Origin of the sequence: Achromobacter mucicolens, assembly GCF_902859725.1 — a bacterium.
GTDB classification, from domain to species: domain Bacteria; phylum Pseudomonadota; class Gammaproteobacteria; order Burkholderiales; family Burkholderiaceae_B; genus Achromobacter; species Achromobacter mucicolens.
In genome coordinates this window covers 225954-249751 of sequence record NZ_CADIJP010000006.1, presented here as the reverse complement: position 1 = coordinate 249751, position 23798 = coordinate 225954, and the positions used below count along the sequence as shown (strand labels likewise).

The window sequence follows — 23798 nt, the reverse complement described above, 5'->3', positions numbered from 1 at the left end:
AACTCTTTGCCGGGATGGCCGCCGGCCGGGCGCATGCGTCCGGCCCGGCAAGCGTGCTTGTGCCGCCACCCGCGGTGGCAGTGATTCCGGTGCCGGGCACCGATGCGGAATGGATTTGCGCAATCAGCGGTCCTTCCGGGTGCCTGGCGCCAGTCTCAGTCTCGATGTCTTGTCCTGCGCCAGCGTGCCCGGTGGCGACACGGGCGGCGAGCGCGCCAGAATGGAGTCGAATGTATGTTTCCTGAAATTATTCCCGCCCGTCAGGTACGGGGGGCGATCGACGGTTTCGTCGATCATCTGGTCACCAACTACGCGGACACGCTGGAGAAACTCTCCCAGCCGGTGCTGCATGCGTTGGTGTGGCTGGAGCAACTGCTGCGCAACTCGCCCTGGTGGGCGGTGGTCGCGGTCACCATCGCGATCGCCTACGGCGTGAGCCGCCGCATCGGCCTGAGTCTGGCGATGGGCGCGCTGCTGTGCGTCATCGGGGTGCTGGGATTGTGGGACGCCGGCATGCAGACGCTGGCGCTGATGATCATGGCCGCCGGTCTGTCGGTGCTGATCGGCATTCCGCTGGGCGTGCTGATGGCGCGGGTGAACTGGCTGCGCTCGGGCATGCTGCCCGTGCTGGACGTGATGCAGACGATGCCCAGCTTCGTGTATCTGATTCCTGTCGTGATGCTGTTCGGCCTGGGCAAGATCCCCGCCATCATCGCAACCGTCATCTACGCCGTGCCGCCGCTCATCCGCCTGACCGACCTGGGCATCCGCCTGGTCGACCGCGAAGTGCTGGAAGCGTCGCGCGCCTTTGGCGCCAACCCGCGCCAGCAGCTGTTTGGCGTGCAGTTGCCCCTGGCGCTGCCCAACATCATGGCCGGCATCAACCAGACCACGATGATGGCGCTGTCGATGGTGGTGATTGCGTCGATGATCGGCGCGCGCGGGCTGGGTTATGAAGTGCTCCTGGGCATCAACCGCCTGGAAGTGGGCCGGGGCCTGCTCGCCGGCCTGGGTATCGTGGTGCTGGCCGTGCTGTTCGACCGGATCACGCAATCGTATGGACAGCGCATGCGCATGGGAGGCCAGCGATGAGCAAGATCGAAGTCAAGAACATCTACAAGATTTTCGGTGCGCATCCGAAGAAATGGCTGCAAGCCGCGCAGGGCGGCATGAGCAAGGAAGAGCTGCTGGCCAAGAGCGGCCACACGCTCGGCCTGCGCGACATCAGCCTGTCCATCGAAGAAGGCAGCATCTACGTCATCATGGGGCTGTCCGGTTCGGGCAAGTCCACGCTGATCCGCCACTTCAACCGCCTGATCGAGCCCAGCGCGGGCCACATCCTGGTCGACGGCGTGGACGTGGTCAGCCTGAACAAGCGCGACCTGGAAATCTTCCGCCAAAAGAAGATGAGCATGGTGTTCCAGCGCTTTGGCCTGTTTCCGCACCGCACCGTGCTGGACAACGCTGCGTACGGCCTGACCGTGCAGGGCGTTGGCAAGGCCGAACGCGAGAAGCGCGCCCGCGAATGGCTGGAACAGGTGGGCCTGTCGGGCTTCGAGAACCAGTATCCGCATCAACTGTCGGGCGGCATGCAGCAGCGTGTCGGCCTGGCGCGCGCGCTGGCCACCGATGCCGAGATCCTGCTGATGGACGAAGCGTTTTCCGCGCTGGACCCGCTGATCCGCCGCGAAATGCAGGATCAGCTCCTGCAGCTTCAGGCCAAGCTGAACAAGACCATCGTCTTCATCACGCACGATCTGGACGAAGCGCTGCGCCTGGGCAACCGCATCGCCATCCTGAAGGACGGCGAACTGGTGCAGGAGGGCACGCCGGAAGACATCCTGCTGAACCCGGCCAATGATTATGTGCAGTCGTTCCTGCAGGACGTGAACCGCACCAAGGTGCTCAACGCCACGCACGCCGTGAATCCGGCGCGTCTGACGCTGACGATGCGCTCGCGCCCGGCGCACGCCGTGGACCGCATGAAGGCGCTGAACTATGAGTACGCGCCGGTGCTGGACGGCAAGCGTCTGGCTGGTGTGCTGACCGCCGAGGCCGCCGAGAAGGCGATGCAGGAAGGCGTGCGCGACGTGTCCCGCTTCGTCGAGGACCTGGCGTCGGTGCCCGCAACCGCGGGACTGGGCGAGGTGCTGGCGCAATTGGTGCACAGCGACCAGCCGGTGGCGGTGACGGGCGAGGACGACGAGTTCCTGGGCATGTTGTCGCGCAAGAAGGTCGTGGAGCTGGTGACTCCTGCCTTGACCGAGACGCAGGTGGCGAGCGACACCGCCACGCCCGATGCCGCTGCGTTGACGGCCCAGCCCGAACAGGAAAGCGAGGGCAAGGCCGCCGCCTGATCCCCGCATTGTCGGCATGACCCCATGCGCCCGCGTGCACCCGCTTGCATGCGGGCGCAGTCACGATATGATGGCTTGCCGGCCGGTTTGGCCGGCTTTCCTCGTCATGCACCCTCGGAACCTGTCATGCCCCTCTTGAACGTCCAGATCATGCAAGGCCACTCGGCCGCCCAGAAAGCCGCCCTCTTGAAGGCGGCGTCCAACGCGGTGGTCGAAAGCATCGCGGCCCCGGTGCCCAGCGTGCGCGCCGTGCTGCACGAAATCCCGGCGGAACACGTGATCGTGGCGGGCGAGATCGGCAAGCGCATGGCGCGCGTGGACGTGGACCTGATCGAAGGCCGCGACGAAGCCAAGAAGGCCGCGCTGATCGCGGCGCTGAACCAGGCCGTGTGCGCCAGCCTCGACATGTCGGGCGAAGACGTGCGGGTGATCCTGCGCGACGTGCCCAAGACGGACATGGGCGTGGCCAATGGTCTGAGCGCCAAGGCCGCCGGACGCTGATCCGGCCCGCCCGCAGAATAGAAGACGCCCGCTTGCCGCGGGCGTTTCCTTTTGGCAAATGCGTGGGCTGCGCAGTCAGTCCAGCTTCACGTTTGCCGCCTGCACCACCTCGCCCCACCGCGCGATCTCGCTCTTGATGTAGGCGGCGTATTCCTGCGGTGTCGATCCCAGCGCCTGCGCGCCCTGCACCTTGAGCTGCTTCTGCATTTCCGGGGACTGGAGCGCGCGCAGGATCTCGGCGTTCAGCTTGTCGATGATGGGCGCGGGCGTGCCTGCTGGCACCACGACGCCTTGCCAGGCGCCCATGCCAAAGCCCGGGGCCACCGTTTCCGCCACCGTCGGCACGTTGGGCAACTGGTCGCTGCGGGTCTGGCTGGTCACCGCCAGGGCGCGCAGCTTGCCTTCACGGATGAAGCCCAGCGAGTCGTTCAGCGTATTGGTCATCACCTGGACCTGGCCGCCGACCAGGTCGGTCATGGCCGGGGCGCTGCCGCGATAGGGCACGTGGACCGCGTCGATGTTCAGCGACTTCAGGAGCAGCAACGCGCCCAGGTGCGTGACGTTGCCCGCGCCCGCCGATCCATACGACAGCTTGCCCGGATGCTTGCGGGCGTAGTCGACAAACGCGGACGCTGTGTCGGCGGGCACCGAGGGATGCACCAGGAGGACGAGTGGAATGACGGCCGTGCTGGAGACGGGCGCAAAGTCCTTGACCGGGTCGAACGCCAGCGAGCGGTACAGGTTGGGGCTGAGCGCGATGGACGAGGTGTTGTACAGCACCGTGTAGCCGTCGGGCTTGGCCGCGGCCGCGTATTGCATGCCGATGTTGCCGTTGGCGCCTCCCTTGTTTTCGACGACGACGGTCTGCCCGAGCTGGTCGGTGAGCTGTTTGGCCAGCACGCGCGCCACCAGGTCGGTCGGCCCGCCGGGCGGGAAGGGCACCACCATCGTGATCGGGCGGTCGGGCCATGCGGCCTGGGCGCTTGCGGCGTCTCCCAGCGCCAGGATGGCCAGCGTCGCGGCCAGCATTGCTTTTTTCATGGTTGTCTCCTTGTGCTGTTATGGGTACTGCGAACTGGCGGCCGCGTCCTCTGGCGGGACGCTTGCCGCCGCAGGGGCATTCAGCCGGGTCTGCCGGCCAGCATGCGCACGGCCGTGTAGGCCATCACCGGCTTGCCGTGCTGGTTGCGGACGTCGATCGCGGACGTGACCACCGCGCGGTTGTGCTGCGAGGTGGGGCGCACGCCGGTCACTTCGATTTCGGCCCAGATCGTGTCGCCGGCCACCACGGGCGCGATCATTTTCTTGTGGACTTCCAGCAGCGCCAGGCCCGTTCCCTGCACCATGCCCTGCATGATCAGCCCTTCGATCAGGCCATAGGTCAGCGCGCCGGGGGCGGGCCGGCCCTTTATCGCGCCGTGGCTGTAGGTGGCGTCGATGAAGATGGTCTCCAGCATGCCCGTGACGCTGATGAAGTTGACGATGTCGGTCTCGGTGACCGTGCGGCGAAACGTCAGGAAGCGCTGGCCGACCGTGAGGTCCTGCCAGTAGTAGCCCTGGCCCAGTTGGGCGGCGGGAGCGGCGTTGCGGTCTTGGGTCATGCGGTGTCCTTGGCGTTGTCGGAAGGGGGAGAGGGCGCTTGGCCGGCGGCGCCCGCTTGCAGCAGGGCGTCGATGGCGGCCGGTGCAAGGCCGGCCTGGCGCAGCACTTCGTGGGTGTGCTCGCCCAGGCGCGGCGGCATGGCGGGCGGCACGCTGGACTGCTGCAGGCGCACCGGGTTGCGGGGAAAGCGGTAATGGCTGCCGGACGCGCTTTGCAGCGGCACGAAGAAACCGACGCTCTCCAGGTGCGGATCGGTCTCCAGGTCTTCCAGCCGGTTCACGGGTGCGGCCGGGATTTCCAGCCGCTCGCACAGGGCAAGCCAGTACGCCGTGTCGTGGGCCGCGACGATGCCCGCCTGCAGTTCGTACAGCGTGTCGATGTGCCGGGTGCGCGCCGAGATGTCGGCAAAGCGCGCGTCCCGGGCCAGGTCGGGGCGGCCTGCGGCGTTGAAGAAATCGCGCCAATGGGCGTCCGTGTAGGGCATCAGGCAGACGTGTCCATCGGCGGTCTGGCAAGGCCGGCGCCACGGCGTCAGCACCCGCGGATAACCGGCCGGGCCGGGCGCATCGGCCAGATGGCGGCCGTAGTAATGCTCCACCAGCGCAAACGACGCCATGCTTTCGAACATGGGCACTTCCAGCTGCTGGCCCTGGCCCGTGCGCTCGCGCTGGAACAGCGCGGCCAGGATGGCGTGCGCGGCGATCAGGCCGCAAGTCTTGTCGGCGGCGACGGTGGGCAGGTAGCGCGGCGCGCCGGTCTGGCGGCGCACCAGGTCGGCAAACCCGGACAGGCCCTGGATGATGTCGTCGTAGGCCGGGCGGCCGTCGTACGCGCCGCCTTCGCCAAAGCCATACAGGCCCGCATACACCAGCCGCGGATGGCGGGCGCACAGCGTGGCGGGGTCCAGCCCCAGCGCGGCCATCTTGGCAGGCCGCATGCTGTGCATCAGCACGTCGGCCTGGTCCACCAGCGTCAGCAGAGCCTCGCGCGCGGCCGGCTGCTTCAGGTCCAGCACGATGCTGCGCTTGTTGCGGTTCAGCCCCAGGAAGATCGCGGACAGGCCGGGCTCCTGCGCGGGGCCGGTGTGCCGGGTGGAATCGCCGCCGGGCGCTTCGACCTTGATGACGTCCGCCCCGTAGTCGGCCAGGATCTGCGAGGCGTAGGGGCCGAACACGACGGAGGTCAGGTCCAGGATGCGGATGCCGTCCAGCGCGGAGACGGTCGGGGAGGGAGGCGTGGTCATGGCGGAAATCCTATCGGCGCCGCACATACGCGTCTAATATGGCTTCGGTATTGCTTGATACGGAATCTGTTATGGCTATAGATTTGCGCCAGCTTCGGCAGTTCGTCACGATTGCCGAACTGGGAAGTTACCGCCGCGCGGCCGATGCGCTGCACATCGCGCAGCCGGCGCTGTCGGTGTCGATCCAGAAACTGGAGCACGCGGTGGGCGTGCCGCTGCTTGTGCGGGGCGCCAAGGGCGTCTCAACCACGCCGGCGGGCGACGCACTGATGGCCGACGCGCGCCGCGCGCTGTTTCATACCGACCAGGCGCGCCAGGCCGCCCGCAGGGTGGCGCTGGGCGAATGGGGCACGCTGCGGCTGGGCTTCGTGGGCTCTGCCACCTACATGCTGCTGCCGCGTTGCCTGCCCGCGTTCAGGACGCAATACCCGGACGTGCAGCTGGATCTGCGCGAGGACAGCACGGTCGGCCTGGTGGCGATGCTGCGCGCCAACGAAATTGACGCCGGCCTGGTGCGCGGGCCGCTGGCCGAAGACAACGAACTGGATTCGTGGGTGGTCGAGCGCGACGACCTGATCCTGGCCGTGCCCGCCGGGCATCCGCTGGCCGGCGCCAGCCCGATCGCGCTGGAACGCATGCGGTCCGAGAACTTCGTGCTGTATTCGCCGGCCAAGGTGCCGGGGCTGAACGGGGTGACGCTGGCGCTATGCCACAAGGCGGGGTTTTCGCCCCGCATCAGCCAGGAAGCGATCCAGGTGCAGACGCTGGTCAGCCTGGTCGCCAGCGGCCTGGGTGTGGCGCTGGTACCCGGCGTGACCCGTGCCTATTCGACGCCGCACGTGGCCTTTGTGCCCTTGACCGACCCGGACGCGCAGGGCGCGCTGTCCCTGTCGCTGGTGACGCATCGCGACACCTCCTGCGCGTCCGTGCTGCGGCTGCGGGACAGCATGCTGGCGCCGGCCCCGGCCTGACCGGCGCTACACCGCGTAGATCACGCGGTGCGCCTCGGTCGGCAGCGGCAGGTCCCAGCGGTGCAGCATGCCCGTCAGGGTCTTGTTGGACAGCGAGGTGTCGCGCCGGGCATTGCGCCGCAGCAGCTCGGCGCGCGGCTTTTCCAGATACACCAGCTCAACGTCGGCCTGATACGCGTACAGCAGGTCCAGGGTCTTCTTGCGCATCAGCTCGCTGAGGTTGGTGGCGTTCCACACAAAGGGCGCGCGGGCGCGCAGCAGGGCCTTCGCGCGGTCGACGGCCAGGTGCGCCACCATGCCCTCGTTCTTGCCGTGACGCAACCCCAGTTCCTCGCGCGCATCGTCGAACGACACCACCGGCAGATCGGGATGATGCGCCGCCACCCAGGTGTTCTTGCCGGAGGCGGGCAGGCCCGACATTACGATGACGCGCGAACCGGGCTCCTGGAACAAGGCGTAGTCCGGATGCACGTCCGCGCCGCGGAAATAGCTGACGGCGGTGTGCGCATCGGCAAAGGCGCGGGGCTGGCCGAAGCACCCTTCGTCGCGCGCCAGTTCGCAAAAGAGGGCGATGTTGTCCAGCACGCGGCCCGCGTCCGCGCAGATGCGGCCGCGCATGTCGGCCTCGGCCAGCATGGCAAGCAGCGGAAGGGACACGTGCCAGGACAGCTCGCGCACGATGAATTCCGGCGGGCGGCCGCGGCGCGAGCCTTCCAGCGCAAAAAACGGCACCTGGTGCGTGGCAATCAGCCGGCAGATGGCTTCGCGCACCGCGAAGGGGACGCCGGCGTCCCACAAGGCGATGCGCGCATCGATGGCGCCCTTGCGCGAGTGGCCGGGCTGGCCGATGGCGCCCGTCACCGGGTCGATCACCGTGGTGCTGTGCTTGGCCACATCATGCAGCAGCGCGGCCAGGAACACGATCTCCTGGTCGGCGCGTGACGCAGCCTGGTACTGCGGCAGCGCGAGCAGCGCGTCCACGACCATCTGTGTGTGCGTCCATACGTCTCCCTCGCCGTGATAGCGCGGGTCCTGCGGCGTGGTCTTGGCCAGCTCCAGCGCGGGAAAGGCCGCCAGGCACGCGGCGTAATCTACGCCGCGCGCAGGCGTGGGAATCAGTGCCCGGATCTGTTCGTAGTTCATGATGTCTCTCCGTCGCGGGTGGCGCCGCGCAAGGTGTCCCAGTCCACCGCAAGGCGCGGCGCGTACAGGTCGACGCCGTCGGCGAGCAGATTGGGGATGTAGGGCTGCTCCGAATGGTGCATGTCCGAATCCAGGATGGCCTGCACGAAGTCGCGGCGCACCCACTTGTAGCGGGCGAGCGTCTTGCCGTGCGCTTCGGCCTTGATGTAGAGGCCTTCGGACAGATCCGACTTGTCGCACTGCTTCCAGGCGCGCGCCAGGTCCAGGCCTTCGCGCAGCACGGTGGCCTCGAACGCGTCGCGCCAGCCGGCCGTCTTGGCGAGCGAAGGCTTTAGCAGGGCCTTCAGATCGGCCAGCCGCGCGGGCGCCGGGCCTTCGTACAGCACCGGCACGGACAGCACCGGGCCTCCGGCCAGCAGCGCGCGGCGCGCGCCGGTCGACAGGAATTCGCCGGTGCGGCGGTCCAGTACATCGAATTCAAAGAAGTGATGCGGCAGCGCGTCGTAGAACACGGAGTGCTTTTTCGACAGGGTTTCGCCGTACATCACGTAGCGGTCTTCCAGCCGGTCCAGAAGCCAGTCCGCATGCGCGGCGGCCCAGGCCTTGATGAAGCTGAACTGCCGTTCGCGCCCGCCGCCCACCAGATAGTGGCCGCGCGATTGCAGCAGCAGTTCGCCAGACGGGCTGAAACTGATGCCCGTGTTGGCGCCGTCGAGCTTTTCTTCAACGACAAGGGTCTGGCCCGCCAGCGTGCGATAGGGCACGTGGCCGTGGCCTTCGTCGCCGTCCTGCAGGCGCGAGCCTTCCAGGTGGGGCGTTCGGGGATATCGGAACAGGTCCAGCGATTGCGCGTAGGCGCAGAAATCCAGCGTCATGGGTCTTCTCCAGCAGATGGGAAAAGCCGACAACGCAGTCTTTACGGGAGGGGAAGCAGAGGTGGGGTGGTGTTGCGCTTCCTGGATCCGCGCCTGCCGGGCGGGGTGTGCTCATGACATGGCGTTGAGCAGCGAATGCGGGCAGGCTGACCGCGGTACCAGGACGGTACTCGTCGGCGTTCAGGCGAATTGACGAATGGCAGACACGGTTGCACCCAGAAGATGGCAAGGGTTGAAAAAGCAGGGCCGAATGCTAAGTCAGCGCGGCGGCGCTTGTCAATGCGCCGCCGCAGTGGCACGCTCGCCAGCGTCAGGCGGGGGGCGCGGCGCGCAGCACGATCTGCGTGATTTCAGACGGCCGTCCGAGCCGGATGGGAAATCCCGGCCACAGGCCCGCGCCGTTGCTCACGTAGAGCTGCATGCCGCCGACCGTGTACAGGCCGGACACATAGCCCTCGTTGGCCAGTTGCGTGACGAGGTGCGGGCCCAGGATCTGGCCGCCGTGCGTGTGGCCCGACAACTGCAGGCCGGCGCCTGCCTGCGCGTGGCGCTTGGCGCCGACCGGCCGGTGGCTCAGCAGGATCACCGCCGACGACGGCGGCACGCCCTTCATGGCCGCGTCGATATCCGGCAGCGGCTGGCCGACGCGCGCGGCCACGCTGTCGGTGATGCCCGCCAGCACGAGCGGCTGGCCGTCGCGGTCAAGGACCATGTGTTCGTTCAGCAGCATGCGCAGGCCCAGCTTCTCGAAGGCCTGCAGCCAGCCCAGGTACTCGGCGTAATACTCGTGGTTGCCGGGGATCGCCACCACGCCATGCGGCGCGCGCAGATCGGCCAGCGGTTGCACGTCGGCGGCGCGGGCCGCGGGCGTGCCGTCGACCAGATCGCCGGTGATAAGCGTCAGGTCCGGTTCAAGCGCATTGGCGCGCGCCACGACGGCCTGCATCCAGTCGCGTTGCAGCAGGCGGCTGGCGTGCAGGTCGGTCAGATGCACGATGCGAAAGCCGTCGTAGGCGCGCGGCAGATTGGGCAGGGCGACCTCGATGGTTTCGACTTGCGGCACGCGCACCGCCTGCCAGACACCCAGCGCGGACAGCGCCAGCGCGGCCACGGCGGACACGGCGCGCAGGCGCGGGCAGCCCAGCAGCGCGCGGCCGCGGCGGCGCGAAAACAACGACACGGCAAGCCCCGCCACGTCCGAGACGAACAGGAAGACGGCCAGCAGAATCAGCGCGCCAAACGCCCAGCCCAGCGCCATCAGGACGGCGGCGGGCACCTCGGGCGAGGCCATGGTGCCGAAGAAGGTGCGGGTGATGAGGTGATGTTCGGCGGCAAGCAGCACCAATGCCGACAGCAACACCTTGCCGGCGGCCGGCCAGTGCAGACGCCAGACGAAGCGCCAGATGACGTAGAGCGCGATAAACGCGGTGATGACATGAAACACGTGCGGCATCCTGAATCTTGTTGTTGGAATCGCCGGGGCCAGGCTATTGCGGCCGCCCAGGCGAAGTGTCCCGCGAGGGATCGCCGATTAAACAACGGATTGCACGGACGGGATTGCAACATGGGGCGGCGTAGAATCGCTGGCGCCTGCATTTGGAGATTCCTGCGCCCCATGTCGATCCGTTTCGCCCGTCCCGAAGATGCCGTCCTGCTGCCCGCCATCGAACGATCCGCGGCGGCGGTGTTTCGCGCCGCGCCCGGGCTGGCGTGGATCGCGGACGATGCGGTCATGTCCGAATCCGAGCATCGGCGCCTGATCGCGCTGGGCACGGCGTGGGTGGCGCAGCAGGCCGAGCGCGTGTGCGGATTTCTATGCGCGGAGCGCTTTGACGACGACCTGCATGTGTGGGAGCTGGCGGTCGATGCCGATCATCAAAGGATGGGGCTCGGTCAGCGACTCGTGCGGGCGGCGTGCGGCCATGCCGCGGCTGCGGGGCTGTCCGCGGTCACGCTGACGACCTTCCGCGATCTGGCCTGGAATGCGCCGTGGTATGCGCGGATGGGGTTTCGCGAGGAGGCCGCGTTGCCCGGGACGCGGCTTTACGCGGTGCTGCAAGCGGAAGCCCGGCACGGGCTGCCCGCGCAGCGGCGTGTGGCGATGCGCCTGCCGGTTGCCGGCGGCGCGTGACTGGCCGGGGCGGTCGCCTAGCGCCCAGCGCCCGTCAGCCCCGCAAAAAACCGCGTCGCATTCGATTCCAGCCCATCGATGTAATAGCCCCCTTCCTGCACGATCAGTGTGGGCAGGTTCAGGCCGCCGACCTCGCGGCCCAGGCGCTCGAAGCCGTCTTCCGTCACGCTGACCATGGCCTGGGGATCCTTCTCGAAGATGTCAAAGCCCAGCGACAGCACCAGGGCATCGGGCTGGAACAATGCGATCGCGCGGCGCGCCTGCGCCAGCCGCTCGAAGAACACGGATTCCGGCGAGCCGTGCGGCATGGGCAGGTTGATGTTGTAGCCGTAGCCCGCGCCGGCGCCGCGTTCGTCCTCGAAGCCCGCCACCACGGGGTAGAAGTTCTCGGGATCGCCGTGGATGGAGACGTACAGCACGTCGCTTCGTTCGTAGAAGATTTCCTGGATGCCCTGGCCGTGGTGCATGTCGGTGTCCAGGACGGCGACCCGGGGGAACCGGCTGGTCAGCCGCTGGGCGGCGATGGCGGCGTTGTTCAGGTAGCAGAAGCCGCCCGCGGCATCGCGCCGCGCATGGTGGCCGGGCGGGCGGCAGATGGCGTAGGCGCTGCGGTCGCCGGCCAGCAGCGCATCGGCGCCCGCGATGGCGCATTGCGCCGACCAGTAGGCCGAATGCCAGGTCTTCGGACCGACCGGGCAACTGCCGTCGGCCAGGTAACGCCCGGCCTTGGCCAGCACGCCGCGCAGCGCGTTGGGCTCGCGCACGAAGACGTTCGACACGACCTCGCCGCCCCAGTCTCCGGGCAGCTTCATCCAGTCTTCGTGCGCATCCTGCAGAAAGCGCAGGTAATCCAGGCTGTGCACCGCCGCGATCGCGCCCGCCCCGTGGTCGGCCGGCGCCTGGACGTCGAAGCCCAGCTTGCGCGCCGCCTGCACCAGGCCGTCCAGCCGCGACGGCACCTCCTGCGGCGTGCGCATCTTGCCGCGCGAAAAATAGGTCTGCGGGTGGTGAAGCTTTTGATCGTCGTGAAAGAACGCCTTCATGCCTGGGACCTCTGGACTGGTTGGCTTGCGAACCATGAATTCTTATCCAGCGGCGCGGCGCTGCTTATGGGGGATTACCCGCGCCGCGCGTGCCCGCGTCCGGTCAGATGGTCTTTGCGGCCCGCCTTTCCCACTATTGCGGCTTGATTTGCGCCGCCTTGACGATGTCCCGCCACTTTTCGCCTTCCGACACGTTGAATTGGGCAAACGTCGCGGGGTCCGATCCCACCGGCTTGGCGCCCAGGCCCGCATACTGCGTCACGACATTGGGCTGGCGAAGCGCCCGGGCCGCATGCTCGGACAGCTTGGCCACGATGGCCGGCGGCGTGCCTTTGGGCGCCCACAGACCGTACCAGGTGCTGATGTCAAAGCCCGGAAATCCGGACTCGGCCATCGTGGGCACGTCGGGCAGCTCATCCACGCGCCGGCTTGTGGTGACCGCCACCGCGCGCAGCTTGCCGGACTTGATGAAGGGCATGGCCGACGGCATGGAATCGAACATCAGCTGAATCTGTCCGCCCACCAGATCCGTCAGCGCGGGCGCGCTGCCTTTGTAGGGCACGTGCTGCATCGGCAGGCCGGCGCGCACCTTGAAGGACTCGCCCGCAAGCTGCTGCGCAGACGCCGAGCCGGCCGAACCGAAGTTCAGCGGCTGGGTCTTGCCCTGCGCCACCAGGTCCTGCACGGTCCGCACCTTGGAGGTCTGCGGCACCACCAGCACCAGCGGCACGTCCGCCAGCTGCGTGATGGGCACGAAATCCTTGAAGGCGTCATAGCGCATCGACGCGTAGATGTACGGGTTGATGACGTGCAGCGAGGCGTTGGCCAGGAATGTGTAGCCGTCGGGCGCGGCGCGCGCCACCAGGTCCGCGCCGATCATGCCGCTGGCGCCCGGCTTGTTGTCGACGACGATGTTCTGGCCGATGGTCTTGGACATTTCCGCGGCCACCAGCCGCGCCACGATATCGGTCGGGCCGCCCGGCGGGTAGGGCACCACCATGGTGATGGGCTTGCTGGGGTAGGCATCGGCTGCCTGCGCCGCGACCGTAAAGCAGGCGCAACTGGCCGCCAGGGCCAAGGCTGCAAGCTGGCGAATGCGGGGCGCTACATCGATCGCCGCGCGGGCGCGGCGCGGCCAGGCGGCGCGCCGGAAGTCGTGGGTACGCATGGGGTTGTCTCCGTCGTTATTGTGATCGCCACCTTGCCGACGACTTGTCGGCTTTCCAGGGCGGCGAGTGCTGCGGCAAGACCGGTGATCGGATAGATCGCCGTTACAGCCGGCCGGATCCGCTGGCGGCGGGCCCAGTCGAACAGGGTGGACATGGTCCGCTGCACGGCGGGCGCGTGGACGATGCGTTCGTCCGCGGGCGTCCAGCCGATGTAGCGGCCAAAGAAAAACCCATGCAGGGCAATGTTCTTCACAAGCAGCAGGTTCAGCGGCACGTCGGGAATGCGGCCGCTGGCGAAACCCACCGACACCATGCGCGCGTTGGCCGCCGCGGCGCGCACGCTGTGTTCGAAGGCGTCGCCGCCCACGGCGTCCAGCACCACGTCCGCGCCACGCCCGTGGCTGGCGGCCTTGACGGCCTGCGGCATGTCCGCGTCGGCGGCGAACGCATGGGCCGCGCCCGCGTCCAGCGCGGCCTGGCGCTTTTCCGGCGTGCTGGCGCAGGCGATCACGTTCGCGCCCAGCGCCGACGCAATCTCGACGGCCGCCAGCCCCACGCCGGAGCCGGCGCCCAGCACCAGCACCGTCTCGCCGGGCTGCATGGCGGCGCGCCAGAGCAGCGCTGCCCAGGCGGTGCCATACGAAATCGGGATGGGCAGCGCGGTCAGGAGCGGCAAGTCCTCGGGCACCGGATAGACGGTGTATTCGGGCACGGTCAGGCGTTCGGCGTAGCAGCCCCAGCGCGCCAGCGCCACCACCCTGTCGCCGGGCTTGAGGCGTGTGACCTTGGCGCCGCAGGCGATGACGCGGCCGGCGGCCTCCGTGCCGGGCGCAAAGGGCAGGGGCGGACGGCTTTGATAGCGCCCCTCGATCAGCAGCTTGGTTGCGTGGCTGACGCTGGCATGCTCGATGGCGATGGTGACCTCGTCGGGGGCGGGGGCAGGCGCGTCGGCGAGCTCGCCGGGCACGACGTCCTCGACCGGACCGTGGCGATGGCAGACCAGGGCGCGCATCAGACGGCCTCCTTGCTGCAAGCAGCCTGGCGCAGCACGCCGGTCTCAAGCAGGGCCTGGATCTCCCCGCGCGGCACGCCCCAATCGGTCAGCGCCTCCACCGTGTGCTCACCAACCGCGGGCGCGGCGGCAAGGGGCCGGCGCGACAAGGCGCCGGCCGCGCGCGCATAGGGCAGCGGCTCGCCGCCCGGCTGCGCCAGCGGTTCCAGCAAGCCCAGGTGCGCGGCCTGCGGATGCGCGGCCAGACCGTCGTAATCGCGCACGCGGGCATGCAGCACGTCTTCGCGCGCCAGGCGTTCCACCCAGTGCGCGGCGGGATGCAGCGCCAGTTGCTCGGCCATTTCCCGATGCAGGCGGTCGCGCTGCGCCATGCGCCCCGCGTTGGTGGACAGGGCCGGATCGGCCAGCCAATCGGTCCGCTCCAGCGCGCGGCACAAGCGCGCGAACTGATCGTTGTTCAGCGCCAGCACCGACAGGCGCGCGTCGGCGGTGTCGAACACGCCATTGGGCGCGCTGACCGCCACCGCCTCGCGCTGTCCTGCGATGCCGTAGGCAAGAATGTCGTTCACCTGCAAGGCCGCGCAGGCGGCAAGCAGACTGAGCTGCACATGCTGGCCGCGGCCGCTGCGCGCCTGCTGGTAGAGCGCGGCACTGGCGGCCTGCACGGCGTACAGCGCGGTGGCGATGTCTGCCATCAAGAGGCCGATGCGGCGGGGCTCGCCGGCGGGCGTCTGGTTGGCGAACATCAGGCCGCTGTCGGCCTGCATCACCGAATCCGAAGCCGGCGCGTTGGCATAGGGGCCGTCCGGTCCGTAACCGCTGATGGACACGTAGACGAGGCCGGGGCAACGCGCCGCGAGGCTGTCGTAGCCCACCCCCATGCGCTCGGCCACGCCCGGCCGGAAGTTCTGGATCACCAGGTCCGCGCGTTGCGCCAGCTCCGCCAGAAGTGCCTTGCCGCGCGGCTGGCGCGCGTCCACGCACACGCCGCGCTTGCCGGCGTTGTAGGCGATGGACAGCGCGCTCTGGTCGTCGCGCACAACGCCCACGTGCCGGCCCCAGTCGCCGTCGGGCGGCTCCACCTTCATGACGTCGGCGCCTTGCTGCCACAGGATCTGCGCGCAGTACGGGCCCGCGATCCCCTGGCTCAGGTCCAGCACACGCAGTCCGGCGTAGGGGCCGCAAGAAGCGTCAATGGGCGGGGTCGGCATGGGGATCGGGCGCTCCTCGGCAAGGGGTCTAGGGCAATGAAGACGATGCTAGACTCGGCCGACGCATTGGACAATCCATCGGTTTGTGCCGGGAATGGTGAATCATGATTGACAATATGCCGGACCTGAACCTCGTCAGGCTCTTTGTCGCGATGGTCGAGTCGCGCAATCTCAGCGCAGCCGCCCAGCGCTGCGGCATGACGCGGTCGAACATGTCGCATCGGCTGAAGCGGCTGGAACTCGATCTGGGTGCGCAACTGTTCCGGCGCACCACCCGCCATGTCGAGCTGACGCAGGCGGGGCAGTTGCTGTACCAGCACGGCATCAGGCTGCTGGACGAGATGCGCGCGGTGCAGGCGGCCATCGACAGCCTCGATGGCGCGGTGCGCGGCGATGTGCGTATCCGCCTGCCCACGGGGCTTGGCCATCTTTATCTGGCGCCGGTGCTGCTGGAGTTCGCGCGCGCCCATCCCGACATCGCGCTGCGCGTGCACATCAACGACGGCATCGGCGACCTGATCTCCGCCGAGGTCGACATTGCGCTCAAGATCACCTCGTCTCCGCCCGAGGATCACGTGGCACGGCGGCTATGCGGCATCCAGTGGTGCTTGTGCGCATCGCCCGGCTTTCTGGCGCGCAACGGGCCGGTGCAGCACATCGAACAGTTGGGCCGCTGCGACCTCATCGCGCCGCAATCGCTGGGCCGGCGCTTCGATCTGCGGCTCAAGCAGGCGCACGGCGATCCGTTGATCCTGCGTGTGGCGCCCCGGCTGCAATCGGGCGACTATCCGTTCCTGCGCGACGCGGTGCTGGCGGGGCTGGGCGTGGCGCTGCTGCCGCGCTACGCCGTGTGGGAAATGCTGCGCGATCAGACGCTGGTGCAGGTGTTGCCCACGTTCGAGCCCGAGGGCGTGGGCGATGCCATCTATCTGCTGACTGCACCGAACCGCTTTCCGTCGATGGCCACGCGCGTGCTTGCCGACTTCATCCGCGAGCACATCGAGCGGCATGCGCGGGACTGGGGCGGGACGCTTCCCGCCGCGAGCGATCAGGCTTCTACGCCGTCCTGACCCAACCGCGCGATGGCCGCCTCAAGATCGTCGGCATGCACCATCAGCGCCCGCACCTGCTGCAAGCACGGAAACTGATTGAGCACGGGGCTCCAGCGTGGCGATGCGAGCAGGTGATGCCACAGCGGCGCAAGCGTCTGCGAATCTGGCGCTTCGCCTGCGATCATCCGGCTGGCGTAGTCCAAACTTTCTTGCGCGGAAAGCAGCTGCATGCGGCTCGCGGCGCTGAGCAGCCGGGGCGCGGGTTCCGCGGGTGCGTCCGAAAAATAGAGGATCGTGCTGTCCAGCTCGTCCGGGTCCGCCGGCAGCGCGGCCAGCGCCGAGCCGCGCAGCCGCAGGGGGCCCTGATGGCTGTCAAACACATAAGTGGTCTGCGCGTCGGCATGCTTGAGCAGCCGCAGGCCGCGCACCAACCGGGGCAGATCCGTGGTCGCGGCATCTGTGGAAGCCTTGGCCTCGACCAGCAGACACACGTCCCAGACCGGGTTCGCCGCATCGCCACCCGACTGGCGCAGCAGGGCCACGTCCCATTCGGTCTTGGCCCGGTCGGCATTGCCGGGTATCGAGGCCGGCACGCGCAGGGACGTGGCGACGCGATAGGTCTCGCCACCCGCCTGCTCAAGGTGTTTGGCCAGCGCAGCGATTGACGATTCCGCGAGCGCCTCGACGGCCACACCGCGGCGCCGGGCGTCCAGCCCCTGGGCGGCGGCCTCGGGCGTGCCGGTGCGCGGGCCTTGGCGCTGCCACAGGGATTGATAGCGTTGAACTTGGGGATCCGCCGCCAAGTCGTCCTGCCGCCGCAGACGCGCCAAGGCGGGATCGCGAAGCAACCCCTCCAGTTGACCGGCAAGCGCCGCGTCCGCTTTTTCATCGGACGACAGTGCGCAAAGCAGCGTTTGTACGCCTTGCGTCAGCACGCGCCATTCGCCGGCCGCAGATGCGCCATGCAAGGCCGCAAGCGCATCCGCCAACGGCCCGGCGGCCATCCGGCGACGCTTGCCGGGATGCGCAAACGCATCCACCGCGGTGCGCACGGCGCGCCGGTCCGCGCCCGCATGCGCCGATAGCGAAGCATGCTCGCGCACCTGCGCACTTTGATGGCGCAGGACCATGGCTTGGAAAACGGGATCTCCGCCCGGGTCCCGCAGGGCGTCGCGGATCAACCGCGACAGCGCAGCGAAAAAAAGATGCTGATGCTCGCGCTGCGGCTCGGCGCATGAAGTCAGCGCCGCGCGGCCCGCTTCGATGGCGGCGGCAAGCGCCGCCGCAGGGTCGGAATCTTCAAGCCCGCGCGTGGGTGCGGACATTGCCGCGACGCGGTAGCGGCGCGCCACGGCGCGCAGCGTCTGTGCGATCAAGGCGGGAGGTAAGGCAGCGGGCATGAACGTTCCGTGGCATGCCCGGCCTCGTCGCTAGCTACCTACCAGGGCACGACCGACACGGCGATCGACACCACGACGACCAGGGCAATGATGGTGAGGATGTGATTTGTACGCATATTTTCTCCTTTGAGCCACCGCTACACACTACTTGCTTGCGACGCCCCTCGTCTGCAACTGAAGTTTTAAATTCTCATCGGATGTTAGCGGCGCGCGGTTGGCGCGGATTTCCCGCGGCGGCGCGGGGTATAACCAAGGCAAGCGGCCGCAAACCCCTTGCGCCGCGCCGATCGGGAGGTGCCATGCGCGACATCGTGCAATTGCGTCCGGAAGGGCTGTACTGTCCGGCCGGCGGCTTTCATATCGATCCCTGGCGGCCGGTGGACGTGGCCGTGCTGACGCATGGCCACGGCGATCATGCGCGCTCGGGCATGGGCCGCTACCACACCAGCGCCGAAGGCTTGCCCATTCTGCAATGGCGCCTGGGCGACCAGGATTACCGCGTCCATGCGTACGGCGAGACCTTCACGTTGGGCGACGCGCGCGTGTCGCTGCATCCGGCCGGCCACGTGCTTGGGTCGGCGCAGGTGCGCATCGAAGTCGGCGGGGAAGTCTGGGTCGTCTCCGGCGACTACAAGCGCCAGCCCGATCCCACGTGCAGCCCCTTTGAAGTCGTGCCTTGCGACACCTTCATCACCGAGGCCACCTTTGGGCTGCCCATCTATCGCTGGCCCAGCGCCTCGGACGTGGCGCGCGACATCGTGCAGTGGCGCGACCACTGTGGCGCGCGCGGCGAGGCGGCCATTCTGTATTGCTATGCGTTGGGCAAGGCGCAGCGCGTGCTTGCGGAATTGATCCCATTCATCGACCGCCCGGTCTACCTGCATGGCGCGATCGCCGCGGGGGTGGACGTGTACCGCAAGGCGGGCGTGCCGCTGGCCGAGACGCGGCTGGTCATCGATGCGGACGGCCCCGCCGCCTCGGGCACGGGATTTGCTGGAGAGCTGATCCTTGCGCCGCCGTCAGCCGCCGGCAGCCCGTGGCTGCGGCGCTTTCGCAAGGCGCAGCATGGGTTTGCGTCCGGGTGGATGCGGCTGCGGGGCAATCGGCGGCGGCGCAACATGGATCGGGGTTTCGTGGTGTCGGACCATGCGGATTGGCCCGATCTGGTGCGCACGATCCGCGACACCGGCGCCAAGCGGGTCATCGCCACGCACGGCGACACCGAGGCGCTGGTGCGGACGCTGAATGATTCGGGCGTCGCCGCGGAGACGCTGGTGACGCAGTATGGCGAAGACGATTAGGAAGGACACGAACATCCTGGATCATCGACAGGGGAACGGACGCAGGCATGAAGCGATTCGCGGGGTTGTATCAGGAGCTTGACCGCAGCACCGCCACCTTGGACAAGCGCGCGGCGCTGGTGGCGTACTTCCGCGATGCGCCGCCGCGCGACGCGGTCTGGGCGTTGTATCTGCTGGCGGGCGGCAAGATCACCAGCGCGCGCAAGAAGATTGCCGGCGTGGGCGAATTGCGCGCATGGGCCGCCGACGCCTCCGGCACGGCCCCGTGGCTGCTGGACGCCTGCTATGACCAGGTCGGCGACCTGGCCGAAACCTTGGCGTTGCTGGTGCCGGATCCGGTACAGGCCGCGCCCGATCGCGGGCTGGCCGATTGGATCGAAGAGGTTTTGCTGCCCGTGGCCAATCGCGACGAGACCGAGCGGCGCGAGGTCGTCGTGTCGGCGTGGCTGGGCCTGCCCTATGCCGAACGTCTCGTGTTCAACAAGCTGCTGACTGGCGCGCTGCGCGTCGGGGTGTCGCAGCGCATGGTGCAGCAGGCGCTGGCCGAGATGTCGGGGGTGCCCATCGCCCGCATCGCGCAGCGCATGCTGGGCGCGTGGTCCCCCAGCCCGGCGTTCCTGCGCGACTTGCTCAGCGTGGAAGAACTGCCCGGCGATCGCCAGCAGCCTTACCCCTTCTTCCTGGCCTCGCCGCTTGAAGGCGAGCCGGCCATTCTGGGACCCATCGACGAGTGGCTGCTGGAATGGAAGTGGGATGGGATCCGCGCGCAGTTGATCCGGCGCCACGGCGAAGTGTCGTTGTGGTCGCGCGGCGAAGAGCGGCTGGACGGGCGTTTTCCGGAAGTGGAGGCGGCCGCCGCCGCGCTGAACGTGGACTGCGTCATCGATGGCGAGTTGCTGGCCTGGCAGGATGGTCAGACGGATCCCATGCCGTTTTCAGCGCTGCAAACCCGTATCCAGCGCCTGAAGCCGGGACCCAAGTGGCTGGCCGAGGCGCCGGTGCAGATGCTGGCGTACGACTTGCTTGAACTGGAAGGCGAGGACCTGCGCGAATTGCCGCAGGCAGAGCGGCGTGAGCGTCTGCAAGCGCTGCTGCGCAGCCACCCCGATCCGCGGCTGCGCATGTCGCCGGCCGTGGCGCCCACGGACTGGGACGAGGCCCACGCACTGCGCGCGCAATCGCGCGAGCGCGGTGTCGAGGGCTTCATGCTCAAGCGCCGCAGCGCGCCCTATCAAAGCGGACGGCGGCGCGGCGACTGGTGGAAGTGGAAGATCGATCCCCTCACCATTGACGCCGTGTTGTTGTACGCGCAGTCCGGTCATGGCCGGCGCAGCACGCTTTACACCGACTACACCTTCGGGCTGTGGGATGGCGATGCGCTGGTGCCGATCGCCAAGGCGTATTCGGGGCTGGACGACAAAGAGATCCTGGAACTGGATCGCTGGCTGCGCGCCCACACGCGCGAACGCTTCGGGCCGGTGCGCTCGGTCGAGCCGGTGCAGGTGTTCGAACTGGGCTTTGAGGGTGTCAACCTGTCCAAACGGCACAAGTCCGGCGTGGCGGTGCGCTTTCCGCGCATCCTGCGCTGGCGGCACGACAAGCCTGCGGGCGAGGCCGATCAGCTTGTCACCCTGAAGGCGCTGGCGCGATGAGTGGCGGGGCCCGGGGCAGGGACGCGCCGCTGATCGCGTGGTTCAAGACACGCGGCTGGAAGCCCGCGCCTTTTCAGCGCGAAACGTGGCGCCGTTATCTGGATGGCGAGTCGGGGTTGCTGCACACACCGACGGGCAGCGGCAAGACATTGGCGGCATTTGGCGGCCCGCTGCTCGAAGCGCTTGAAGACGACACACCGGTGCGCGCAGCCGCGGGCGAAGGGCCGCGCGTGCTGTGGGTCACGCCGCTGCGCGCGCTGGCCGCCGATACCACGCGGGCATTGACGCAGACGGCGAGCGAATTGGGCATCGACTGGACGGTCGCGTTGCGTACCGGCGACGCCAGCGCGCGTGACAAGCGGCTGGCGCGGCAGGGCAAGGCGCACGTGCTGGTCATTACGCCCGAATCGCTGGCGCTGCTGCTGTCGTACGCCGATGCGTCGCTGCGCTTTCGCGCGTTGCGCTGCATTGTCGTTGACGAATGGCACGAGCTCCTGGGCAACAAACGGGGCGTGCTGTTGCAGCTATGCCTGGCGCGAGTTCGGAAGCTGTCGCCGGCCGCACGGACGTGGGGGCTGTCCGCCACGCTGGGCAATCTGGAGCAGGCCCGGGCGGTGCTGCTGCCGCAGGCGCCGGACAGCGCGCTGGTGGCGGGCGCCAAGCCGCGCAAGATCCAGATCTCGACCTTGCTGCCGGAACGCAGCCGCGCGCTGCCTTGGGCGGGCCACCTGGGGCTGTCGCAGCTCGAACGCGTCTTCAAGCGCCTTTTCGACGTGCGCGCGACGCTGCTGTTCACGAATACCCGGGCGCAGGCCGAGCTGTGGCATCGCGCGCTGGAATCGATCTGGCCAGAAGCCCCGGGCACGCTGGCCCTGCATCACGGCTCGCTGGATCCCAAGCTGCGCGCCGGGGTCGAGCAAGGGCTGCGCGACGGCACGGTGCGCTGCGTGGTCGCGACGTCCAGCCTGGATCTGGGCGTGGATTTCCCGGCGGTGGACCAGGTGCTGCAGATCGGCAGCCCAAAGGGCGTGGCGCGCCTGTTGCAGCGGGCCGGGCGCGCCAAGCATCGGCCGGGCGAATCGGGCAACGTCGTCTGCGTGCCGGCGCAGGCGTTGGAACTGATCGAATATGCCGCGGCCCGCCAGGCGATCGCGCGCGGCGAGATCGAATCGCGCATGCCGCCCATCGGCAGCCTGGACGTGCTGGCCCAGCACGCCGTGACGCTGGCGCTGGGCGGCGGGTTCGATGCCGCCCAGCTGTACGAGGAAGTTCGCGGCACGCATGCCTACGCCACGCTTGACGCCGAAACGTGGCAGGCCGTGCTGGATTTCATCGTGCAAGGGGGGCGCGCGCTGGCAAAGTACCCGGACTACCACCGCGTGGTGCGCGACGAGGATGGCTGCTACCGCGTGCACGACCGGCGCATCGCCTTCCGGCATCGGTTGTCCATCGGCACCATCACGTCCGATGGCGCGGTAGCGGTGAAGTATCTGCGGGGCGGCAGCCTGGGGTCCGTCGAGGAAGGATTCCTGGCGCGTCTGAGACGCGGCGACCGCTTTCAGTTCGCCGGCCGCACGCTGGAGCTGGTGCGGCTGGAGGGCATGGTCGCTTATGTGCGCCGCGCAAAAGCCGGCGACGGGCCCGTCGCGACGTGGCAGGGCGGCCGCATGCCCTTGTCGACGCAGTTGGCGAGCGAAGTGGAAAGCCTGTATTCCCATCCTGGCGACCATCCGGAAATGCGTGCGGTCGGGCCGCTGCTGCGGATTCAGGAAGAGGCCAGCGCGCTGCCTGACCACGGGCGGCTGGTGGCCGAGCTCATCAAGACGCGGCGCGGCACGCATCTGTTCCTGTTCCCGTTCGCCGGCCGCGCCGTGCACGAGGGCATCGCCGCGATGGTCGCGCTGCGCTGGGGCCGGCGCCAGCCCAACACGATTTCCTACACCGTCAATGACTACGGGCTGATGCTGACGCTGGCCGAACCTGCCGCGCTGGACGACGCGCTGCTGCGCGCGCTGCTTAGTCCCGACAACATGACCGAAGACCTGCGCGACGGCGTCAATCTGGGTGAAATGGCGCGCCGCCAGTTCCGGGAAATTGCCCGCGTTGCCGGCCTGTTGACGCCGTCGTTGCCGGGGCAGGCGGCGCGCTCGCTGCGGCAGGTGCAGGCGTCCAGCGGTCTGCTCTACGACGTGCTGCGCCGCTACGATCCCGATCACCTTCTGCTGGCGCAGGCGGAGCGCGAAGTCTTTGAATTGCAGCTGGAGGCGCCGCGCCTGCTGGCGGCGCTGCAGGACTGCCAGCGCCGCGATCTGGCCTTGTGCGAACCGCGCGCGCTCACGCCGCTGTCGTTTCCGCTGTGGACCGAAAGCCTGCGCGGACAGCTCAGCACCGAGACCTGGCAGGCGCGTGTCAAGCGCGCCGCCGAGCAACTGGAGAAGCGTTATGCACGCGTCGCCTGACGCAGGCCTGGCGATGGCGCTGGCGGGCGAACGCGTCGTCCTGCTGGGCGCGCGCGCCATGCACTGGCCGGCGCGGTCCCGGCTGGTGATTGCCGACCTGCATCTGGGCAAGAGCCATGTCTTTCGCCAGGCGGGCATCGCCGTGCCGCGCGGCGCGACGATGGATGACTTGAATCGCTTGTCGGCGCTGATCGCGGCGACGCAGTCGACCGAATTGCTGATCGTGGGCGACGTGCTGCACGGCCCCGCCGCGCAGGCCGCCTGGCGCGATGCGTGGATCGCGTGGCGCGAGGTGCATGCGGGCGTGGACGTGGCGGTGCTGGCCGGCAACCACGACCGGGCCCTGGACGCGCCGGCGCTGGGCATGCGCCAGCTTGGGCAGGCGTGGGCCGACGGTCCATTCCTATTCCGGCATCTGCCAACGCCGGACACGCAGGGCCGGCACGTCATTGCCGGCCACGTGCATCCGAAGACGCGCGTGCCGGGCGTGCCGCGCAGCTGGCCGGCCTTCTGGCTGCGCCCCGGCATCACCGTGCTGCCGGCGTTTTCCGACTTCACGGGCGGGCATCCGGTGCAAGGCGGGCAGGGCGCGTCGTTAGTCGCGTGCGTGGAAGGCGATGCGCTGGCGCTGGCGTGGTCGCCACCCCCGCCGTGACGGGCACGGCGTTTGCTGAAC

General features: G+C 68.5%; 21 protein-coding genes. 10 read left to right on the top strand and 11 right to left on the bottom strand.

Annotation, left to right across the window (positions count from 1 at the left end):
- The first annotated feature begins 234 nt into the window (after positions 1-234).
- The 3 genes from HV786_RS09860 to HV786_RS09850 all read left to right on the top strand — a co-directional run bounded on the left by HV786_RS09860 (position 235) and on the right by HV786_RS09850 (position 2858).
- A complete protein-coding gene (locus tag HV786_RS09860) occupies positions 235-1092 on the top strand; it encodes an ABC transporter permease (protein WP_008166290.1) in 858 nt (285 codons plus the stop codon).
- Positions 1089-2357 (top strand): quaternary amine ABC transporter ATP-binding protein, encoded by a 1269-nt coding sequence (locus HV786_RS09855; protein ID WP_128827425.1) that lies wholly within the window; start codon positions 1089-1091, stop codon positions 2355-2357. Before HV786_RS09860 ends, HV786_RS09855 begins: the two co-directional genes overlap by 4 nt.
- A 126-nt stretch (positions 2358-2483) precedes the next feature.
- The gene (locus tag HV786_RS09850) at positions 2484-2858 is read left to right on the top strand and encodes a tautomerase family protein (protein WP_056322842.1); all 375 of its coding nucleotides are present in this window, start codon (positions 2484-2486) and stop codon (positions 2856-2858) included.
- Between the two features lie 75 nt (positions 2859-2933).
- Here the strand turns inward: HV786_RS09850 and HV786_RS09845 are convergent, their stop codons facing one another.
- The 3 genes from HV786_RS09845 to HV786_RS09835 form a co-directional block, all read right to left on the bottom strand.
- The gene (locus tag HV786_RS09845; RefSeq protein WP_128827426.1) at positions 2934-3899 is read right to left on the bottom strand and encodes a Bug family tripartite tricarboxylate transporter substrate binding protein; all 966 of its coding nucleotides are present in this window, start codon (positions 3897-3899) and stop codon (positions 2934-2936) included.
- A gap of 80 nt (positions 3900-3979) precedes the next feature.
- Positions 3980-4459, bottom strand: coding sequence for a MaoC family dehydratase (locus tag HV786_RS09840; protein WP_128827427.1), 480 nt, complete (start codon positions 4457-4459; stop codon positions 3980-3982).
- Positions 4456-5703 carry a CaiB/BaiF CoA transferase family protein gene (locus HV786_RS09835; protein ID WP_128827428.1) on the bottom strand — a complete coding sequence of 416 codons (1248 nt, stop codon included), beginning with the start codon at positions 5701-5703 and terminating at the stop codon, positions 4456-4458. The genes HV786_RS09840 and HV786_RS09835 overlap by 4 nt, the downstream gene beginning before the upstream one ends.
- Positions 5704-5774: 71 nt before the next feature.
- On the opposite strand from HV786_RS09835, the gene HV786_RS09830 reads away from it, so the two are divergent.
- Complete coding sequence (locus HV786_RS09830) at positions 5775-6674, top strand: LysR family transcriptional regulator (protein WP_128827429.1); 900 nt, start codon at positions 5775-5777, stop codon at positions 6672-6674.
- A gap of 6 nt (positions 6675-6680) precedes the next feature.
- Here the strand turns inward: HV786_RS09830 and HV786_RS09825 are convergent, their stop codons facing one another.
- From HV786_RS09825 to HV786_RS09815, 3 genes are all read right to left on the bottom strand, one after another.
- Positions 6681-7817 carry an AAA family ATPase gene (locus HV786_RS09825; protein WP_175210663.1) on the bottom strand — a complete coding sequence of 379 codons (1137 nt, stop codon included), beginning with the start codon at positions 7815-7817 and terminating at the stop codon, positions 6681-6683.
- A complete protein-coding gene (locus HV786_RS09820; protein WP_175210661.1) occupies positions 7814-8692 on the bottom strand; it encodes an RNA ligase family protein in 879 nt (292 codons plus the stop codon). The genes HV786_RS09825 and HV786_RS09820 overlap by 4 nt, the downstream gene beginning before the upstream one ends.
- 310 nt (positions 8693-9002) lie before the next feature.
- The gene (locus tag HV786_RS09815; RefSeq protein WP_175210660.1) at positions 9003-10136 is read right to left on the bottom strand and encodes a metallophosphoesterase; all 1134 of its coding nucleotides are present in this window, start codon (positions 10134-10136) and stop codon (positions 9003-9005) included.
- A gap of 171 nt (positions 10137-10307) precedes the next feature.
- On the opposite strand from HV786_RS09815, the gene HV786_RS09810 reads away from it, so the two are divergent.
- Positions 10308-10823: a GNAT family N-acetyltransferase gene (locus HV786_RS09810; RefSeq protein ID WP_158216717.1), complete on the top strand. Its 516-nt coding sequence runs from the start codon at positions 10308-10310 to the stop codon at positions 10821-10823.
- Between the two features lie 17 nt (positions 10824-10840).
- Here HV786_RS09810 and HV786_RS09805 read toward each other — a convergent pair whose 3' ends face one another.
- The 4 genes from HV786_RS09805 to HV786_RS09790 all read right to left on the bottom strand — a co-directional run bounded on the left by HV786_RS09805 (position 10841) and on the right by HV786_RS09790 (position 15258).
- Positions 10841-11866: a histone deacetylase family protein gene (locus HV786_RS09805; protein ID WP_175210709.1), complete on the bottom strand. Its 1026-nt coding sequence runs from the start codon at positions 11864-11866 to the stop codon at positions 10841-10843.
- Between the two features lie 133 nt (positions 11867-11999).
- Complete coding sequence (locus tag HV786_RS09800) at positions 12000-13034, bottom strand: Bug family tripartite tricarboxylate transporter substrate binding protein (protein WP_128829202.1); 1035 nt, start codon at positions 13032-13034, stop codon at positions 12000-12002.
- Positions 12971-14047 (bottom strand): NADPH:quinone oxidoreductase family protein, encoded by a 1077-nt coding sequence (locus HV786_RS09795; RefSeq protein WP_175210658.1) that lies wholly within the window; start codon positions 14045-14047, stop codon positions 12971-12973. The genes HV786_RS09800 and HV786_RS09795 overlap by 64 nt, the downstream gene beginning before the upstream one ends.
- A complete protein-coding gene (locus tag HV786_RS09790; RefSeq protein WP_175210656.1) occupies positions 14047-15258 on the bottom strand; it encodes a CaiB/BaiF CoA transferase family protein in 1212 nt (403 codons plus the stop codon). Before HV786_RS09790 ends, HV786_RS09795 begins: the two co-directional genes overlap by 1 nt.
- 104 nt (positions 15259-15362) lie before the next feature.
- Here HV786_RS09790 and HV786_RS09785 point away from each other — a divergent pair, with 104 nt between their 5' ends.
- Complete coding sequence (locus tag HV786_RS09785; RefSeq protein WP_128830176.1) at positions 15363-16328, top strand: LysR family transcriptional regulator; 966 nt, start codon at positions 15363-15365, stop codon at positions 16326-16328.
- Here HV786_RS09785 and HV786_RS09780 read toward each other — a convergent pair.
- Positions 16307-17710 (bottom strand): 3-deoxy-D-arabino-heptulosonate 7-phosphate synthase, encoded by a 1404-nt coding sequence (locus tag HV786_RS09780; protein WP_175210654.1) that lies wholly within the window; start codon positions 17708-17710, stop codon positions 16307-16309. The genes HV786_RS09785 and HV786_RS09780 overlap by 22 nt on opposite strands.
- Before the next feature lie 299 nt (positions 17711-18009).
- Here HV786_RS09780 and HV786_RS09775 point away from each other — a divergent pair, with 299 nt between their 5' ends.
- The 4 genes from HV786_RS09775 to pdeM are packed head-to-tail and all read left to right on the top strand — an operon-like array spanning position 18010 to position 23777.
- Positions 18010-19011 carry a ligase-associated DNA damage response exonuclease gene (locus tag HV786_RS09775; RefSeq protein WP_128828469.1) on the top strand — a complete coding sequence of 334 codons (1002 nt, stop codon included), beginning with the start codon at positions 18010-18012 and terminating at the stop codon, positions 19009-19011.
- A 47-nt stretch (positions 19012-19058) separates the two neighbouring features.
- Positions 19059-20663, top strand: coding sequence for an ATP-dependent DNA ligase (locus HV786_RS09770; RefSeq protein ID WP_128828468.1), 1605 nt, complete (start codon positions 19059-19061; stop codon positions 20661-20663).
- On the top strand, positions 20660-23122 hold the full coding sequence (locus HV786_RS09765; protein WP_128828467.1) for a ligase-associated DNA damage response DEXH box helicase: 2463 nt from the start codon (positions 20660-20662) through the stop codon (positions 23120-23122). The genes HV786_RS09770 and HV786_RS09765 overlap by 4 nt, the downstream gene beginning before the upstream one ends.
- Positions 23106-23777: a ligase-associated DNA damage response endonuclease PdeM gene (pdeM, locus tag HV786_RS09760; RefSeq protein WP_175210652.1), complete on the top strand. Its 672-nt coding sequence runs from the start codon at positions 23106-23108 to the stop codon at positions 23775-23777. Before HV786_RS09765 ends, pdeM begins: the two co-directional genes overlap by 17 nt.
- Positions 23778-23798: the final 21 nt, after the last annotated feature.

Bases quoted from the DNA above. Each gene is read 5' to 3' on its own strand.
- HV786_RS09795 (WP_175210658.1), bottom strand. From the start codon at position 14,047: ATGCGCGCCCTGGTCTGCCATCGCCACGGTCCGGTCGAGGACGTCGTG.
- HV786_RS09770 (WP_128828468.1), top strand. From the start codon at position 19,059: ATGAAGCGATTCGCGGGGTTGTATCAGGAGCTTGACCGCAGCACCGCC.
- HV786_RS09765 (WP_128828467.1), top strand. From the start codon at position 20,660: ATGAGTGGCGGGGCCCGGGGCAGGGACGCGCCGCTGATCGCGTGGTTC.
- HV786_RS09790 (WP_175210656.1), bottom strand. From the start codon at position 15,258: ATGCCGACCCCGCCCATTGACGCTTCTTGCGGCCCCTACGCCGGACTG.
- HV786_RS09800 (WP_128829202.1), bottom strand. From the start codon at position 13,034: ATGCGTACCCACGACTTCCGGCGCGCCGCCTGGCCGCGCCGCGCCCGC.
- HV786_RS09805 (WP_175210709.1), bottom strand. From the start codon at position 11,866: ATGAAGGCGTTCTTTCACGACGATCAAAAGCTTCACCACCCGCAGACC.
- HV786_RS09850 (WP_056322842.1), top strand. From the start codon at position 2,484: ATGCCCCTCTTGAACGTCCAGATCATGCAAGGCCACTCGGCCGCCCAG.
- HV786_RS09810 (WP_158216717.1), top strand. From the start codon at position 10,308: ATGTCGATCCGTTTCGCCCGTCCCGAAGATGCCGTCCTGCTGCCCGCC.
- HV786_RS09825 (WP_175210663.1), bottom strand. From the start codon at position 7,817: ATGAACTACGAACAGATCCGGGCACTGATTCCCACGCCTGCGCGCGGC.
- HV786_RS09775 (WP_128828469.1), top strand. From the start codon at position 18,010: ATGCGCGACATCGTGCAATTGCGTCCGGAAGGGCTGTACTGTCCGGCC.
- HV786_RS09820 (WP_175210661.1), bottom strand. From the start codon at position 8,692: ATGACGCTGGATTTCTGCGCCTACGCGCAATCGCTGGACCTGTTCCGA.
- HV786_RS09830 (WP_128827429.1), top strand. From the start codon at position 5,775: ATGGCTATAGATTTGCGCCAGCTTCGGCAGTTCGTCACGATTGCCGAA.
- HV786_RS09780 (WP_175210654.1), bottom strand. From the start codon at position 17,710: ATGCCCGCTGCCTTACCTCCCGCCTTGATCGCACAGACGCTGCGCGCC.
- HV786_RS09835 (WP_128827428.1), bottom strand. From the start codon at position 5,703: ATGACCACGCCTCCCTCCCCGACCGTCTCCGCGCTGGACGGCATCCGC.
- HV786_RS09840 (WP_128827427.1), bottom strand. From the start codon at position 4,459: ATGACCCAAGACCGCAACGCCGCTCCCGCCGCCCAACTGGGCCAGGGC.
- pdeM (WP_175210652.1), top strand. From the start codon at position 23,106: ATGCACGCGTCGCCTGACGCAGGCCTGGCGATGGCGCTGGCGGGCGAA.
- HV786_RS09845 (WP_128827426.1), bottom strand. From the start codon at position 3,899: ATGAAAAAAGCAATGCTGGCCGCGACGCTGGCCATCCTGGCGCTGGGA.
- HV786_RS09855 (WP_128827425.1), top strand. From the start codon at position 1,089: ATGAGCAAGATCGAAGTCAAGAACATCTACAAGATTTTCGGTGCGCAT.
- HV786_RS09785 (WP_128830176.1), top strand. From the start codon at position 15,363: ATGATTGACAATATGCCGGACCTGAACCTCGTCAGGCTCTTTGTCGCG.
- HV786_RS09860 (WP_008166290.1), top strand. From the start codon at position 235: ATGTTTCCTGAAATTATTCCCGCCCGTCAGGTACGGGGGGCGATCGAC.